Origin of the sequence: Streptomyces sp. NPDC059355, assembly GCF_042752335.1 — a bacterium.
Lineage (GTDB): Bacteria > Actinomycetota > Actinomycetes > Streptomycetales > Streptomycetaceae > Streptomyces.
Map to the genome: position 1 here is coordinate 12,673 of NZ_JBHYXN010000071.1, position 13,783 is coordinate 26,455.

At 68.9% G+C, this 13,783-nt stretch carries 16 protein-coding genes and 2 pseudogenes; 8 read left to right on the forward strand and 10 right to left on the reverse strand.

Features of this window, described 5'->3' with window-relative positions; translation table 11 throughout:
- Positions 1–133: 133 nt before the first annotated feature.
- Both ACFXGI_RS37090 and ACFXGI_RS37095 read right to left on the reverse strand, forming a co-directional pair.
- Positions 134–358 carry a hypothetical protein gene (locus ACFXGI_RS37090; protein ID WP_384716949.1) on the reverse strand — a complete coding sequence of 75 codons (225 nt, stop codon included), beginning with the start codon at positions 356–358 and terminating at the stop codon, positions 134–136.
- A gap of 23 nt (positions 359–381) precedes the next feature.
- Entirely contained in the window at positions 382–726 is a 345-nt protein-coding gene (locus ACFXGI_RS37095; protein WP_384716952.1) for a DUF6233 domain-containing protein, read from the reverse strand.
- Here ACFXGI_RS37095 and ACFXGI_RS37100 point away from each other — a divergent pair.
- The 3 genes and pseudogenes from ACFXGI_RS37100 to ACFXGI_RS37110 all read left to right on the forward strand — a co-directional run.
- A pseudogene (locus ACFXGI_RS37100) lies at positions 623–1,402 on the forward strand (IS481 family transposase); the annotation flags it as partial. The gene ACFXGI_RS37095 and the pseudogene ACFXGI_RS37100 overlap by 104 nt on opposite strands.
- A gap of 57 nt (positions 1,403–1,459) precedes the next feature.
- On the forward strand, positions 1,460–2,050 hold the full coding sequence (locus ACFXGI_RS37105) for an IS5 family transposase (protein ID WP_384716991.1): 591 nt from the start codon (positions 1,460–1,462) through the stop codon (positions 2,048–2,050).
- Between the two features lie 72 nt (positions 2,051–2,122).
- On the forward strand, positions 2,123–2,419 hold the full coding sequence (locus tag ACFXGI_RS37110; protein WP_384716955.1) for a hypothetical protein: 297 nt from the start codon (positions 2,123–2,125) through the stop codon (positions 2,417–2,419).
- Positions 2,420–2,427: 8 nt separating this feature from the next.
- Here the strand turns inward: ACFXGI_RS37110 and ACFXGI_RS37115 are convergent, their stop codons facing one another.
- Positions 2,428–2,850 carry a hypothetical protein gene (locus tag ACFXGI_RS37115; RefSeq protein ID WP_384716958.1) on the reverse strand — a complete coding sequence of 141 codons (423 nt, stop codon included), beginning with the start codon at positions 2,848–2,850 and terminating at the stop codon, positions 2,428–2,430.
- Between the two features lie 299 nt (positions 2,851–3,149).
- Between ACFXGI_RS37115 and ACFXGI_RS37120 the strand changes: the two genes are divergently transcribed.
- The 3 genes from ACFXGI_RS37120 to ACFXGI_RS37130 all read left to right on the forward strand — a co-directional run bounded on the left by ACFXGI_RS37120 (position 3,150) and on the right by ACFXGI_RS37130 (position 5,925).
- Positions 3,150–3,917 (forward strand): class I SAM-dependent methyltransferase, encoded by a 768-nt coding sequence (locus ACFXGI_RS37120; RefSeq protein ID WP_384716961.1) that lies wholly within the window; start codon positions 3,150–3,152, stop codon positions 3,915–3,917.
- A 276-nt stretch (positions 3,918–4,193) separates the two neighbouring features.
- Complete coding sequence (locus tag ACFXGI_RS37125) at positions 4,194–4,661, forward strand: lamin tail domain-containing protein (protein ID WP_384716964.1); 468 nt, start codon at positions 4,194–4,196, stop codon at positions 4,659–4,661.
- 559 nt (positions 4,662–5,220) lie between these two features.
- Positions 5,221–5,925 carry a hypothetical protein gene (locus ACFXGI_RS37130; protein ID WP_384716967.1) on the forward strand — a complete coding sequence of 235 codons (705 nt, stop codon included), beginning with the start codon at positions 5,221–5,223 and terminating at the stop codon, positions 5,923–5,925.
- Between the two features lie 173 nt (positions 5,926–6,098).
- On the opposite strand, the gene ACFXGI_RS37135 is transcribed toward ACFXGI_RS37130, so the two are convergent.
- The 6 genes from ACFXGI_RS37135 to ACFXGI_RS37160 form a co-directional block, all read right to left on the reverse strand.
- Positions 6,099–6,272 carry a hypothetical protein gene (locus tag ACFXGI_RS37135; RefSeq protein WP_384716970.1) on the reverse strand — a complete coding sequence of 58 codons (174 nt, stop codon included), beginning with the start codon at positions 6,270–6,272 and terminating at the stop codon, positions 6,099–6,101.
- A gap of 526 nt (positions 6,273–6,798) precedes the next feature.
- Positions 6,799–7,944, reverse strand: a complete 1,146-nt coding sequence (gene solA / locus ACFXGI_RS37140; protein ID WP_384716973.1) for an N-methyl-L-tryptophan oxidase — start codon at positions 7,942–7,944, stop codon at positions 6,799–6,801.
- Positions 7,941–8,924: an EamA family transporter RarD gene (rarD, locus tag ACFXGI_RS37145; protein WP_384716976.1), complete on the reverse strand. Its 984-nt coding sequence runs from the start codon at positions 8,922–8,924 to the stop codon at positions 7,941–7,943. The genes solA and rarD overlap by 4 nt, the downstream gene beginning before the upstream one ends.
- Positions 8,888–9,703 carry a 50S ribosomal protein L11 methyltransferase gene (locus ACFXGI_RS37150; protein ID WP_384716979.1) on the reverse strand — a complete coding sequence of 272 codons (816 nt, stop codon included), beginning with the start codon at positions 9,701–9,703 and terminating at the stop codon, positions 8,888–8,890. Before ACFXGI_RS37150 ends, rarD begins: the two co-directional genes overlap by 37 nt.
- A gap of 150 nt (positions 9,704–9,853) precedes the next feature.
- On the reverse strand, positions 9,854–10,654 hold the full coding sequence (gene proC / locus ACFXGI_RS37155; protein ID WP_384716982.1) for a pyrroline-5-carboxylate reductase: 801 nt from the start codon (positions 10,652–10,654) through the stop codon (positions 9,854–9,856).
- A 125-nt stretch (positions 10,655–10,779) separates the two neighbouring features.
- A complete protein-coding gene (locus ACFXGI_RS37160) occupies positions 10,780–11,199 on the reverse strand; it encodes a transposase (protein WP_384716985.1) in 420 nt (139 codons plus the stop codon).
- A gap of 1,101 nt (positions 11,200–12,300) precedes the next feature.
- Here ACFXGI_RS37160 and ACFXGI_RS37165 point away from each other — a divergent pair.
- Entirely contained in the window at positions 12,301–12,546 is a 246-nt protein-coding gene (locus ACFXGI_RS37165) for an STAS domain-containing protein (RefSeq protein WP_384716994.1), read from the forward strand.
- A 208-nt stretch (positions 12,547–12,754) separates the two neighbouring features.
- On the opposite strand, the pseudogene ACFXGI_RS37170 reads toward ACFXGI_RS37165, so the two are convergent.
- Positions 12,755–13,278, reverse strand: a pseudogene (locus tag ACFXGI_RS37170) (winged helix-turn-helix transcriptional regulator).
- A gap of 101 nt (positions 13,279–13,379) precedes the next feature.
- Here ACFXGI_RS37170 and ACFXGI_RS37175 point away from each other — a divergent pair.
- The coding region (locus ACFXGI_RS37175; RefSeq protein WP_384716988.1) for an MFS transporter at positions 13,380–13,783 on the forward strand (404 nt) is incomplete at its 3' end.

A 13,783-nucleotide genomic window follows, 5' to 3' on the forward strand; every position in this document is an offset into this window, starting at 1 on the left:
GGGGGGTTTGTTTCCCCCACCCCGCCTGAAAAACAACCCCCCCCCCCCCCCCGCTTGCGCCACCACCCCCCGCCGCCCCGGCCCCGGGGGGGGGGCCCCCCCCCGGGGGGGGGGGGGCCCCCCACTGCCGCTCTCACTCCTCGCCGGGGGCGCTCCAGACGGCCGGCCCGCCACCGCGCCACTCGATCAGCAGCGGATCGTCCAGGCGGACTTCGTCGGGGTCCAGTCCTGCGCGTCGCAGGAACTCCAGGAGGTCGCCGGGGCCCAGGGCGCGGCCGAGGATTTCGCCGTCGCACCGGACGCGGCGTCCGCCCTCGGCGTCCGGCGGATAGACGATCACGCGCAGCGCAGCAGCCATCCCCCCCACCCTGCTGCCACCGGTCACTCCAGCATCCCGAGAGCGACGTCAGGCCGGCAGTGCGGACAGGGAGGTATTTGCTCGACCAGCGCCCGGCGGGCCTCGTCGGTACTAAGGGCCGCGCAGCGCTTCCGGGCATCCCAGCAGGTCCCGGCGTGGACGCGGACCGGTAGCCGGCCCGCCCCGATGCCGCGCTCGATCAGCCACGCGGGGGGATCGGCCGGCGGGCGGCGCCGCGCGGCGAGGGCCTCGCGCTCTTCCGCCGTGTTCAGTGCCCGTTCGGCGCGGACGAGCTCGCCGCGCAGGTACGTCACGACGGTGCGCAGGCGCGGCAGGTCGGGCGGGAGCTCGGACACCGCTCGGGCCACCGAGGAACGCGTCCCCGCCATGGACGCCCGCGTCCTCGCCCGGCACGGCCTGCCGCCCCTGGCGGCCCTGGACCGGGCCACCGGCGAACCCGTCCGCCGCTACGAACGCGCCAGGCCCGGCGAACTGATCCACGTCGACGTCAAGAAACTCGGCAGGATCCCCGACGGCGGCGGCCACAAAGTCCTCGGCCGGGCCGCCGGCAGCCCGAACAAGGACCGCCGCAACGGGGCCGGATACGCCTACCTCCACACCGCACTCGACGACCACACCCGCCTCGCCTACACCGAAGACCTCCCCGACGAGACCGCCCCGACCTGCGCCGCCTTCCTCACCCGCGCCGTCGCCTGGTTCGCAGAACGAGGCGTCACCGTTGAACGCGTCCTGACCGACAACGCCTGGGCCTACACCAAGAACACCTGGCGCGACACCTGCCGTGATCTGGCCATCAGCCCACGATGGACCCGGCCCTGGCGCCCCCAGACCAACGGCAAGGTCGAACGCTTCCACCGCACCCTGCTCGAGGAATGGGCCTACCACCGGCCCTACACCTCAGACCACGAACGCATGGAAGCGTTTGCCGACTGGATCGACTGGTACAACTACCACCGACCCCACACCGGCATCCAAGGCCACACACCCGCCAGCCGCGTCACCAACCTGTCCGAACAACACACCCGGCTCCTGACCTTGTTGCAGGGGCGGGCGGATGCGGCCGGGCTGATCACGTGGGAGGTGAACGTCAACTCCACGGTCCGCCGGGCCCATCAGCACGCGGCTGGTGCCCGCCGGGACGGCACCGGGCAGAAGGAGCCGCCCGGTGGGCTCGGGTTCGAACCGGAGGATCACGGGCTGGGCAGGTCGCGGGGTGGGTTCTCCACGAAGATTCATCTGGCGTGCGAGCAGGGCCAGAAGCCGCTGTCGTTGCTGGTCACGGCAGGCCAGCGGGGCGACAGCCCGCAGTTCGAGCCGGTCCTCGAAGCGATCCAGGTGCCCAAGCCGGGTGGCGGTCGTCCGAGGCGCAAGCCGCTGCGGGTGCGTGGTGACAAGGCGTACTCATCCCGCGCCAACCGTGCCTACCTGCGCAGACGCGGGATCCGCTGCACCATCGCCGAGCCGGCCGACCAGGTCCGCAACCGCAAGCGCCGTGGCCGTGCCGGTGGCCGCCCGCCGGCCTTCGACCGGCAGGACTACAAGGCCCGCCACGCGGTCGAGTGCGGGATCAGCCGCCTCAAGCAGCACCGGGCTGTCGCGACCCGGTATGACAAGCTCGCCTGCCGGTTCGAGGCGACCGTCCAGGTCGCGGCGATCCATCAGTGGCTGTGAACCAGCGGCCGCCCATGCGGCCGTGCCATGCTGATCACCGGCATCGGGCAGCACACGCATGGGGAGGGTTCAGTGGCCGCCAGGTACTACTGCGCCGACAGTGAGAACGGCGACCACGTCGACGACCCGTCTGGGGACGCGCTGTTCATGCTGATCAGCGACCTGAACGACTCCGATAATACCTTCGTCGTCATTCAACCCGACCAGGACGACCCCGCCTGGTTCGCCTCCGTCGCAGTCCCGGACGAGGGCGGATATGAGATCGTCCGCCGCGACACCACCCGCCGCGAACACGACGTAACCGTCGAGAACAGCACCGACCGCATCGCGGGCGACCTCACCAAATGGCTGGCCGCCCGCCCTTCCTAAACCACGGCCTAGAGGGGCGGCAGGCCGTCCTCGTACCCCTCGACCTCATAGGTCCTGAGCATCTTGGAGACGGGCTCCCTGATGTTTCCCCGCAGGAAGGGTATCGCGTTGACCAGGTACTCCCGGGCGTCGAGCAGGCTCTCCAGGACCTGGAAGTACACCGCGCCGCGGGTGAGCTCGGTATCGAACGCGTACACCTCCTCGACGAACCCGAAGCACCTGCGCAGCAGGTCCTCGTCCCCCTCCGGCGCCGCCAGGGCCGGCTGGAGGACGGGCCTGACCAACCCATCGAGCAGGATCACGTAGAGGCTCAGCTCGCCGTCCGAGGTCGGCAGCGCCTCACCCGGCCCGAGCTCGTACTTCTCCTCCAGGAAGGGCCTCGTCTCGGGAACCGTTTCGAGCATGCGCGCGAGGATGTCATCCGTGATCACAGCTGATCCGCTCCTTCTGGCAGTAGTAGACGACGGGACCTTCGCTGAACATCCCACAGCGGAAGCCGGTCCCGGTCGCGGCCTCCGTGGACCCATGGCAGGACCTCCTCTGCACAGAAGATCACATGAGTGATCCAGTTCTAAAACGCGGCCTAGCTGGACGTGCTGCTGCCCTACCCCCGAACCCTCTTCTGAGTGAAGCCGCTCCTGCCGCTGGCCATTGTCTCCGCCGTAGCGACTGGCCGTGGTGGAACAGTGAGGGGATGGAGTCTTCACCGCGTGGGTTGTTCGCTTCGACCGTGCCGTACTACGCGAGGTTTCGGCCTGCGTACGACGATCACTTGTTCACCCTGCTAGGTACGCGCTTCTTATTGGACGGGACCCAACGCGTGCTGGACTTGGGGGCTGGCAGTGGCGCGCTGACGTTGCCGCTGGCGGCGCTGGTCCGTGAAGTGGTCGCGGTCGATCCCGAGCCGGACATGCTTGCCGAGGGCCGCCGGCTTGCCGCCGAGGCGGGTGTGGGCGGTATCGACTGGCGACGGGGGGACTCCAACACGTTGCTCGCGCTGAACGTGGGGCCGGTACTGCTGACGGTCATGGGCGCGTCATTCCACTGGACTGACCGCGAACGGCTGCTGCAAGGCCTGGACACCTTGATCGAACCCGGTGGAGCGGTGGTGTTGGCCACCTGCGGAGCGCGGCACGAGGACCTCGATCTCCCGGCCTGGCTGCCTGTGGTCGAGGAGGTCCGCAACCGGTATCTGGGCCCGGACCGCCGTCCGGACTCCGCCCCGGGCGCCTATCCAGACGTGCGGCACGAGGAGGTTCTGCTCCGCTCACCGTTCTCCCGGATCGGGGCGATCCACTGGGATCGCACGGTCCGCCGGACCGTGAACGAGGTCATCGGGCTCCAGCTCTCCTTCAGCTTCACGAGCCCGGCCGCCCTCGGCTCCGATCTTCCGGCCTTCGAACGTGACCTTCACCGAGCACTGACCGCATTCCGGCCGGAGGGCGGCCTACTCGAAGAGCGTGTCCGAACGGAAGCTGTCATCGCTTGCCGTTCGTAGCTCATGGAGCATGAAGCTCCCGCCTTCACCCGTAGCCGCCACTGACACTTCCCGCGGCAGAACGAGTGGCGTTCTCGTGGCAGACGACAGGGTTTGTGTGTGGTGTGCAGGCGAGTGTGACGGAAATTTCCGGTTTCGGTAACCGGCTCCGGTGAGGGCTGTAGTCGGTCGTGTGTCGGGTCGAGAGTGGGGTCCTCGGCTCATCCGGGCCGGGAATCCGCACCGCCCTTACCGGCCTGTTTCGGCTGGTGGAGCGCTGATGAGGGAGCGTCACCCATGTCGTCTGTTTCTTCCTCCGTCCGTCGTATCGCCGCCACCGTTCTGGCCGCCGGGGTCGTGGTCGGTGCGGCCGCGCTGCCGGCCGCCGCGCAGGATGGTCACCACCAGCAGCGTCCGCGGGTGGAGATCAGCCGGGTCCAGGCCGACAGCCCCGGACGCGACGACCGTTCGAATCGGTCCCTGAACAGCGAGTGGGTGGAGATCACCAACACCACCCGCGACACGGTCAACCTCCGCGGCTGGACCCTGCGCGACAGTGACGGCAACCGCTACCGCTTCGACAACGTCCGCCTGGCCGGCCGCGCCACCATTCGCATCCACACCGGCAACGGCCGCGACACCCGAACCGACCTCTTCCAGAACAGCCGCGACTACATCTGGGGCAACCAGGCTGACACCGCCACGCTGCGCGATAACCGCGGGCGCACGGTCGACACCGAGTCCTGGGGCCGGCGCCACCACTGACCGGGGTCAGGGTGTTGGCGGCCGTCTGGACGGCGGGCGGCCGCCAACACCGCACCGCAGGTGAGTGCCAAGGCCCCAGGCCACGAGGTGTCCTTGGCGCAGCAGGCCGGGCTGCTTTCGACCGGCAGGGCGCCGCCGTGCGTGGACCCTTTGTCGCCCTGCCACCGTGACACGGGAGTGCTCGGCCATTCCGGAAGTCCAGCGACTGTGCGATCTAGCATCCCGGACCGTCGCCGGGGGCGAGCATCGCCAACCTCATCCTCAGCACGTGCGGGCTGGCACGCGGATGACTGTTCGCCGATTCCGCCGTGACCGCGTTCCAGACCCGCTACCTAGCCACCCGGCTGACGGAGGCCCTGCGCGACGTGCACCGCATCGCCGTCAGTCGGGGCGCGCGGCTGGGCGATCCGGTGCCGGGGGAGTAGCCCGTCACCACGTGACGTGACCCGGGCCGCCGCGCGTCCGGTGGTGGGCATCGCCCAACGGCAATGACGCGGCGCGGTGTTGGTCGTCCCGGGGTCTTCACGCTCCGCTCCTTCGTGGGTACGCTCCGTGCGTCATGGTGGGGCCCAAGTGGAGCCCGGACTCGGGGGGATGCTTCGTGATCGAGCAGGCGTACGTTCAGGCCGGCGACAAGCCCACGCCGGCGCTCAAGGACATCAGGGACCGGATCGCGAAGGCGGTGGACGCAACGGAGGGCAGCACCGGCCTCAAGCGCCTCGCATGCTGGCTGCAGATGCCGGTCGATTCCGCGTTCGGGAAGATGATGGACAGCAACTGCCAGGGGCGCGCCAAGGAGGTCGGCGCTCTGCTGAGCCCCGGGAAGGGCGGGCTCTTCACGCCCGCCGACCTCGGGTCGGTGCTCAGCGCCTCGGCCGCGTGGACCGGCATAGACACGGCCCTGAAGGCCGAGCGCGCCGTGTACGTCAACGGCCCGGCCGGGCACGTGGGCGGGGCCAAGAGCAAGTTCACCAGCGGATTCCACGTGATCGTCTTCCTGGCCGTCGGGAAGGACGCCGACGACCGCGTCTACTACCTGGGCCTCGACCCGGACGTCAGCGCCACGGCGGAGTCCCAGGCGGCGTGGAAGGCACTGGTCGCGGGGGAGCCCGAGACGAAGCCGGAGGAGTTCACCGCGGCGAAAAGCCTGGGGGTCGTCAAGTCGATGATCCTCGGAGAGGAGGAGGGCGGCTTCGGCCCGCTGGTCCGCAAGTACTACGTCGACACCACCGCGAAGTTCCCCAAGATCAACCGCTTCGGCTGAGCACGTCCGGCGCCGTCGGCATACGCCCCGCCACGGTCCCTGCAGATCACCTCCACCTCGGGGTGTCCCAGCAGCCAGGCAGCCAGCGGGTCTGCCTCGCGGCCCGGCAGTACGTCGATGGGGCACCGTCGTTCCAGGTCGACCAGGATGGCGGCCTACGAGCCGCCCTTGCGTCATGCGAAATCATCGACGCAGAGCACTCTGACCTGCCCGACCGGTTGCTCGGGAAAGGACCTGAGCAGGCGCAAGAGGGTGTCGTTCGCCGCCGGGGCTCCGAATGCGATGGCGAGTCGGCTGCCCGCTCGTCCGGCCAGCGCCAGGGCGATCGAGGTCAACGTCTGACGCATCAGCGGGGTGTAGCGGGCATACGGGCTGGTCAGCCCGGTGACCTGTTCGGTGAAGGTTACCGTGGGTCAGGCGTCGTTGAGACAGCGGCACCGGCGTACCAGCAGCTCGATGACCACCCGGGTGCCGCTGACCGCCGCATCGGACAGGCGTCTCAGATACCGACCATGCACCTGCGCTGACGTGGACTGGCAGCCGAGCAGCGCGCATCGACCGCACGGACACGGGCGTGCATCGTGATCGCATCGGCCGATCGCTCGACCAACTCCACGATGACACCGCATAGATGAGGAGCAAGCGCCTCGAAACTCCGCGAAGTGCACGAGGGACACGATGTCAGGCACCACCGACAGCAGTCCTCCGATCACAAGATCAGCGACAGAGCCCAGCCCCCGTCACTGCCGCTACCAACGCCGCCTCCACTCGCTGGTGGGGCACTCAGCCAAGACCACCACCGGCACCCCACCCGCCCACTACGCTCCCGAGGATGACTCTGACCAGGCCAGATGGCAAAACGCTGCTGGAGTATCACACGTCGAACCGCGCCCGGGCGAAGGCGGTGAGGTCGATGTGCGGCCTCTCCCCCAGGGCCAGCTGCGCCAGGCACTCCCCGATCGCCGGGGCGAACTTGAAGCCGTGTCCGGAGCAGGAGGCGGAATACACGAGCCGGGGCGCGGACCGCACCCGGTCGATGACGAAGCTGCCATCCGGCGTCATCGTGTAGAAGCACATCGCGGACCGCACGGGCTCGGGATCGATCCCGGTCAGGAACCGCGACACCGCCTCGGTGATCTCGGCCCGCTGCGTCGACCTGACCGGGCGGGGAGTCAGGTCGGACGGATCGCCCGGGGCCTGCTGCCTGTTGTGGAAGCCGATCTTGATCTCCCGGCCGCCGCGGCTCCACTCCGGGCAGCAGTAGACGACACCTCCGGAAGCCGACTCGTAGACGAACGCGGGCATCCCCTCGATTCCCCTGGAGGAGTGGGTACGGAACCAGTACACGGGCACGCGGTGCGGGCGGAGAATGCCGGGGAGCTCGTCGGCGAGGAAGTCGTTCGACCAGGGGCCGGCGGCCAGGACGACCGCTCCGCACGACACCGTCTCACCGGAGGCAAGACGTACGGTCGCACCCTCGGCGGTGGAGGAGACGGCCAGCGCCCGCTCACCGAAGCGCACTGCGGCGCCGGCGCGCACGGCCGTGTCGATCAGCGCCAACCGGGCGCGGTCGGCGAGGAGGGTGTAGGCGCCGGGTTCGTGCAGGACGGAGATGTCCGGGGCCAGGCTGAGCCAGTCGAAGCGGGCGTTGGCCTCCGCCGCGTCCCAGAAATCGTGCGCGATGCCGCCGGCCCGGGCGGTGGACCGGCTGAGCTCGACCAGGCCCTCGGCGGTGTCCCCCATGAACAGGCCGCCGGTACGCACGGTCAGGACGTCGCCGTGCGCGCTCTCCAGTTCGCTCCACATCCGGTCGGCGCGGTCCAGGAGCGGCAGGTACGACGTCCCCTCCCAGTACGCGCGCCGGAAGATGCGGCTCTCGCCGTGCGAAGAGCCGTACGGGTGGGTCGGGCCGTGCGCATCGACGGCGAGGACGGAAGCTCCCCGCGTCGCCAGCGCCGAGGCGGCGGCGGATCCGGATATCCCAAGGCCGACGACAACGGCGTCGTAGGTGCTGGTCACGAATGGTGGTTTCCCTTCATCAGTTCCGCGGACGGCTGCGGATTCTTCGGCTGTCGGCGTCGCTCGCCGAGGACGGCCTCCATGACGAGGGAGACAAGCGAGAGCCAGACCAGCGCGAAGCAGACGAAGGTGTTGGCGGACGGCACCTGTCCGTAGACGCTGAGGGCGATGACGAGCTGGGCAGTCGGATTCAGGTACTGGACGAAGCCGGACAGGGTCAGGGTGATGGCCTTCGCTCCGAACGAGAAAAGCCAGAGCGGGACGACGGAGATCAGCCCGCAGAACGCGAGCAGTACGTAGTCGGAGGTGTCAGCGGGCGGTTGCAGCGCCAGCGAGTAGGAGGAGAGCGCGGCGACCGTCACGACGCCGACGGCGAGGAAGCACGTCTCCAGGGTGAGGCCGGTGACCGGGTCCGCCGGGGATTGCTTCTTAACGGCACCGTACAGCCCCCAGGTTGCGCTGATGGTGACGAACACCCACCAGTCCAGTTCGCCGCTCCTGGCGATGAGCAGGGCGATGCCGAGCAGACAGAACGCCAGCGCGGCGCGGCGCAGCCGGCTGACCGGCTCGCGTACGAGGAGCATCCCCACGGCGATGGTGACGGCCGGCGCGATCAGGTACCCGAGGCTGGCCTCGATGACCCGGCCGTGGATGGACGCCCAGATGAAGGTGAGCCAGTTGACGCAGATCAGTACGGCGGCGAGCAGATGGGTGACGAGCAGCCGCCAGTCGGCGACCGCCGCGCGCAGCACCCCGGCGCGGCGCAGGACGGCGACGGCGAGGGTGAGGGTGACGAGGGAGACGAGGATCCGGTATCCCAGCAGAGTGGTGGCGGGAATGTGGCCGAGCGCATGCCAGTAGACGACCGAGGAACCCAGGATCAGGTTCGCGACCACCATGGACGCCACCCCGGTGGCCGCCCCTGCGGCAGGGGCCGGACCGGTCACCTGGTGGTCCTCGCGGGACGGGAGACGCGGCATTCGACGAGTTCGTAGGAGAAGTAGAGCGTGCCGTCGGCGTGCACGGAGAACGCGGAGCCGTAATGCTCCTTCCAGAGCTCGAACTCCGCCATCAGCATGTCCAAGGAGGCGCGCCACTTCTCCGTGTAGACGAAGAGGGGGAACGTGTGCCGCTCCAGGAGCCGGAACCTCAGGGAGTGGTGGGCGCCGAACTGCTTTCTGACATCGGTGAGCACTTTCTGGATTCCGACCATGGAGTTGAAGCCGACGATGGCCCGCCCGGATTCGGTCAGGTGGTCGGGCAGGCGGCAGAGGAACTCCGTGAGCACGCGGTCCCCCGAGAACATCGCCTCCAGACCGAGTCCGGTCAGGCCGAGCCGCTCCAGACCCTCCTGGCAGTCGGGCGAAGGAGTGCGCCAGCCAGGGGGGTTGAAGACAATGAGGTCGAATGCCCGGTCGGCTGAGGGCGCGTCGAAGAGGCCGCCCACCTCGAAGTTGACGGCCTGGTCCCCGAAGTTCAGGATCTCGTTCTCGCCCGCAATCTTCACGGAGGGTTCCGAGATGTCCGTGGCCACGATGTTCCGGGCGCCGATACTGCGCAGCAGCAAGGCCTGGACCCCGCTCCCGGTTCCCATGTCGAGTGCCCAGCCGTCGTCAGCCGTCACTTCCGCATGACGAACCAGCAGGTCGCCGAGGCGCAGTCCAGCCGGGCTGACCCGGAAGACCCCGGACCGGTCGAGGAGGCGAAGTGAGTGGCCGAGCCCGAAGTAGGCCTCGTACGAGTCTTGCGATGACACCATCGCGGAGTCGGACGTCCGACTCTCATTGGTCAGGCCGAGCACGTGCCCCCCATATCGTCCCCACGGTTCAGCGCCTGGGCTCCGCTGCCGGTTGTCTCTGCCGGACATCACTGCCCGGCTCCGCCTGCACTCTCGTGTGCCGGCCGGGTCTCACTTGCCGATCGCGCCGAGTTCACGCGAACGGGCGGCGGCGCTGTCGAGCGCCTCGATGATCACATCGTGCAGATTCCGCTGCCGGAGCACGGACATGCCGCGCTCCGTGGTCCCTCCCGGAGTCATGACCTGGCGTGTCACCTCTTCCGGGTCACGCCGTGTGAGCTCCAGCAGATCGGCCGTTCCGCGCAGCACCTGGCAGGTGATGGCCCGCGCCTGGGACGCGTTGAAGCCCGCCGTCAGGGCGAAGCCGGCGAAGGCGCCCGCGATGTGCGCGACGAAGGCGGGCCCGCCGCCGCACAGAGCGGAGGCGTCGTCCAGCAAGGCCTCGTCCTCGACGCGGAGAGCCCCGCCGATCACCGAGAGCACCCGGCGGGCCGCCTCCACGTCGGCCGCGCCGATCGACGGGTCGGCACAGAACACGGTCATGCCCTGCCCCACCTCGGACGGGGTGTTGGGTATCGACCGCACGACGCGCTGCGTGTCGAGGAGCTGGGTGATCGCGGCGACGGTCACCCCGCCCATCACGGAGATGACGAGGCAGTTCCGGTAGGAGCCCGGGACTGCCCGGGCGGCGAATTCCTCGAATGCCTGGGGCGGGATGGCGAGCAGGACCACGGTGCCGGGGCGGGGAGTGTACGCGTCGCGGGCCTCGATGCCGAACTGGTCACGCAGGAGGCGGACCCGCTCCGCCGACTGCTCCGCGACTTCGATCCGTACGGACGGCATCTGCCTCCGGATACCCGCGATCATGGCTGTCCCCATGTGCCCTGCACCGATGACCGCGACGTCCTGCATGACAAAGCCCGCTGTTTCGGCATGGGTGATCCCGATGGCGTGCCGGGCTCAGCGTGGTGGCGAGGTACGGACCAGGGCAATCGGTACTGCACTTCTCGTCCGGAAACCACTGTTGGCGGGAGGATTCAAACAAGCCACACAGGCGTACGGATTTCGATTTGGCCGGGTTTCTGGATCAAGGGATCCACAGTGCGCTGCCCGGCGCGGAGGAGAGCTGGGTCGGGAGTCGGCCACCGCATCGGCACGCGGAGATTGGCCAAGGCCGATGTCCGGCTCAACGACGGACCATAGATGTCGATGGGCGAGATGTTCCACAGGTGCCAGAAGTCTGCGATCTGGACCGCTTGGGGTGCGGCCGCCCGGGCCGCCTCGGCATAGGCGGATGCCCGGTCGAGGCAGACGATCTCCACCTCCGGATGGCCCTCAAGCCAGCGGGCGACCGTCTCCACCTCTCGTCCGGGCAAGACATCGACGGGGCGCCGGGCTTCGAGGCCGACCAGAAGCGTCGCGTAGTTGTGCCCATTGAGCAGGACGAACTCGTCCACTCCCAGGACACCGCACCGGCATCCTCAAGATCGGACACACGCAGAAGCCGGAGCAGGGTGTCCTTGGTCAGCGGCATTCCCATCCGTCGGGCCAGTCGGGCGCCGACCCGGTCGGCCAGGGCCTCGGCCACCCGCGCCAGCAGCTTGCGCAGGACCGGGTTGTGTCGGGCGTTGGGGCTGGTCAGGCCCGGTATCTGTTCAGCGAAGGTCACCGTCGGGCAGCCAGGACTGAAGCGCTTGAATCGGCGAACAGTCAGCCGGACAACCGTCGGAGTCGTTCACAGGGCGGCGTCCGCCAAGCGCCGTTAGTACCGACCGTGCACCCGCCACGACCGCGACATGCACCGCGGGCATCTCGCCGAGTCGGCCCGGGCCCGCGTACGAAACGTGACCACACCCGCGTCCCGTGAGATCGACTCCACCACCACACCCGACAGATGCGGAAACAACCGCACCAAACCCCTGAACCACACACCCGGAGGCTGCATAGCTCAGCCGCCCAGCATCACGAGATCAGCGACCGAGCCCGTTAGTCCCCGATCGCGGGTTCGGCATCTCCGGGTCGCGTCCTGTTCGTTCGGCTGCTTCTGCTGTTTCGAGGCGGGGCTGGCCGTGCCGTTCCCGGTGAGCCGGCCGTGCCGTGAGCGGGGGTGCTGGGGCAGGACTGGCGCCCGGACTGGCTGTAAGAAATGAACTTTTGTGCATATTTGTACGTGGGTGCGAAGAATTCCGCAGAACGGTTGTTACTTGGTCAACTGGTCCGGGCGGGTGATGCCTGCCGGAGTGCGCCGCGTGGTGCGCCGGAGCGCATGATTCCGGATTGCGGCTGGTGGTGCGGGTGGGTGTAACGGTCAGTGAATGTCAGGGTCACGCCTGACGGGTATGTGTGTGGTGTGCAGGCGAGTGTGACGGAAATTTCCGGACTCGACGCCTTTTGCTGACTGACCCGATACAACACCCGCCGCCGACACTCCCACCTCGGCCAACGGCCCCCGATCGCCTACGAGAACGACCTCCAACCAGCAGCTACTACCCTGACCCAAGCCGCATAGACGTGCTCAACATCCGGGGTCAAGGCCCATCGGCTTTGGTGAGTTCGACCTGGACACGACGGGGAAGCCGGCGGCCGCCTGTGACCGTGATGCCGCTGAGGCTCGGCTCCTGGTGGTCGATGTTGCCGGGGTGACGTTCGCGGACTCGTCGTTCCTCAACGTTCTCATCCGGCCGAACAACAGCCGTTCCCTGGCCCTGGCCGGGCCGCTGCCGAATCAGCTGCGGCGGCTGCTGGAGATGACTGGCGTGCTGGGGTTGTTCACGATGCGTGGCGGCCAGGCACCGACAGCCTGACCCCGGTCCGGCCCCCGTCTCAGGAGGCTCAGGCTCCGTGTCCGACAGGACCGCCCGGACATGGGCCGGCAGCACCTCGCTCCGGTCGTTCGGGCGGTGACCTTGGAGGGGCGGCCGGGTGCCGAGGTGACGGGCTGGAGTCTGGCCGAGGCGGCGGGGGAGTGCCGGGCTGGTCGAGGAGCCCCTTCACCCCTGATCGCTGCCGAGTTCAGGAGCCTTCGATCGGCCCGGCCCGATCCCATCCGGGCGCCCGCACGTCGATCGTGAGAGGTCCCGCCCCGACCTCCTCACCGCAGGTCCGGCACGTCGACCTGAGATCGAGGTCGTGCTCGGCGTCATGGTCGGAGCCGGACCCGCCGCGATGCCGGAAGGCGACCGGCCGAGTGTCCACCGCCCAGCGATCGCCCCAGGTCAGCAGTGCGTGCATCACCGGTGCGAGATCGCGGCCGGCCTCCGTGAGGTGGTATTCGAAGCGCAAGGGGCGCTGTATGCGCGGCGCTGGACCAGGCCCGCCTCTTCCAGTGCGCGCAGTCTGGCGGCGAGGCGGTCGCGGGGGGCGCCGGTGTTGCGGACGATCTGGTCGAAGCGCTGGTTGCCGTAGAAGATCTCGCGGATCGCCAGGAGGGCCCAGCGTTCGCCGACGAGTTGCAGCGCGGCGGCCGCGGAGCACGGCCGACCAGGCACTTCGGGGTGCGGAACCGAGTTCTCGCCCTGCTTCACGTTCGAGTTCACGTACCCATTGTCTCCCGAGTCCGTTGTGTTTTCAAACTTACCCGGCTAGCCTCCGATCCATGACAGTTGGAATTTCAAACTCAGGCAGGGCGTCGCGAGCCGTGTTCGCGACGGTCGCGGCCGCGGTCTTCATGTCGAACCTCGACCTCTTCATCGTCAACGTGGCCCTTCCGGCGATCGGCCGCTCGTTCGGCGGCAGCGGCCTCGGCTCCCTCTCCTGGGTCCTCAGCGGCTACGCGATCGTTTTCGCGGCGCTCCTCGTGGTCGCCGGCCGTGTCGCTGACCGCTCCGGCCACAAGCCGGTCTTCCTGACTGGCCTGGCGGTGTTCACCCTCGCCTCGGTCGGCTGCGCACTCGCTCCCAACGTCGGGACGCTGGTCGTGGCACGGCTCGTGCAGGCCGCCGGCGCTGCGCTGCTGATGCCGACGTCGCTCGCGTTGCTGCTCGACACGACGTCGCCCGAGAAGCGCGCCGGGGCGGTGCGGGCCTGGGCGTCGATCGGCGG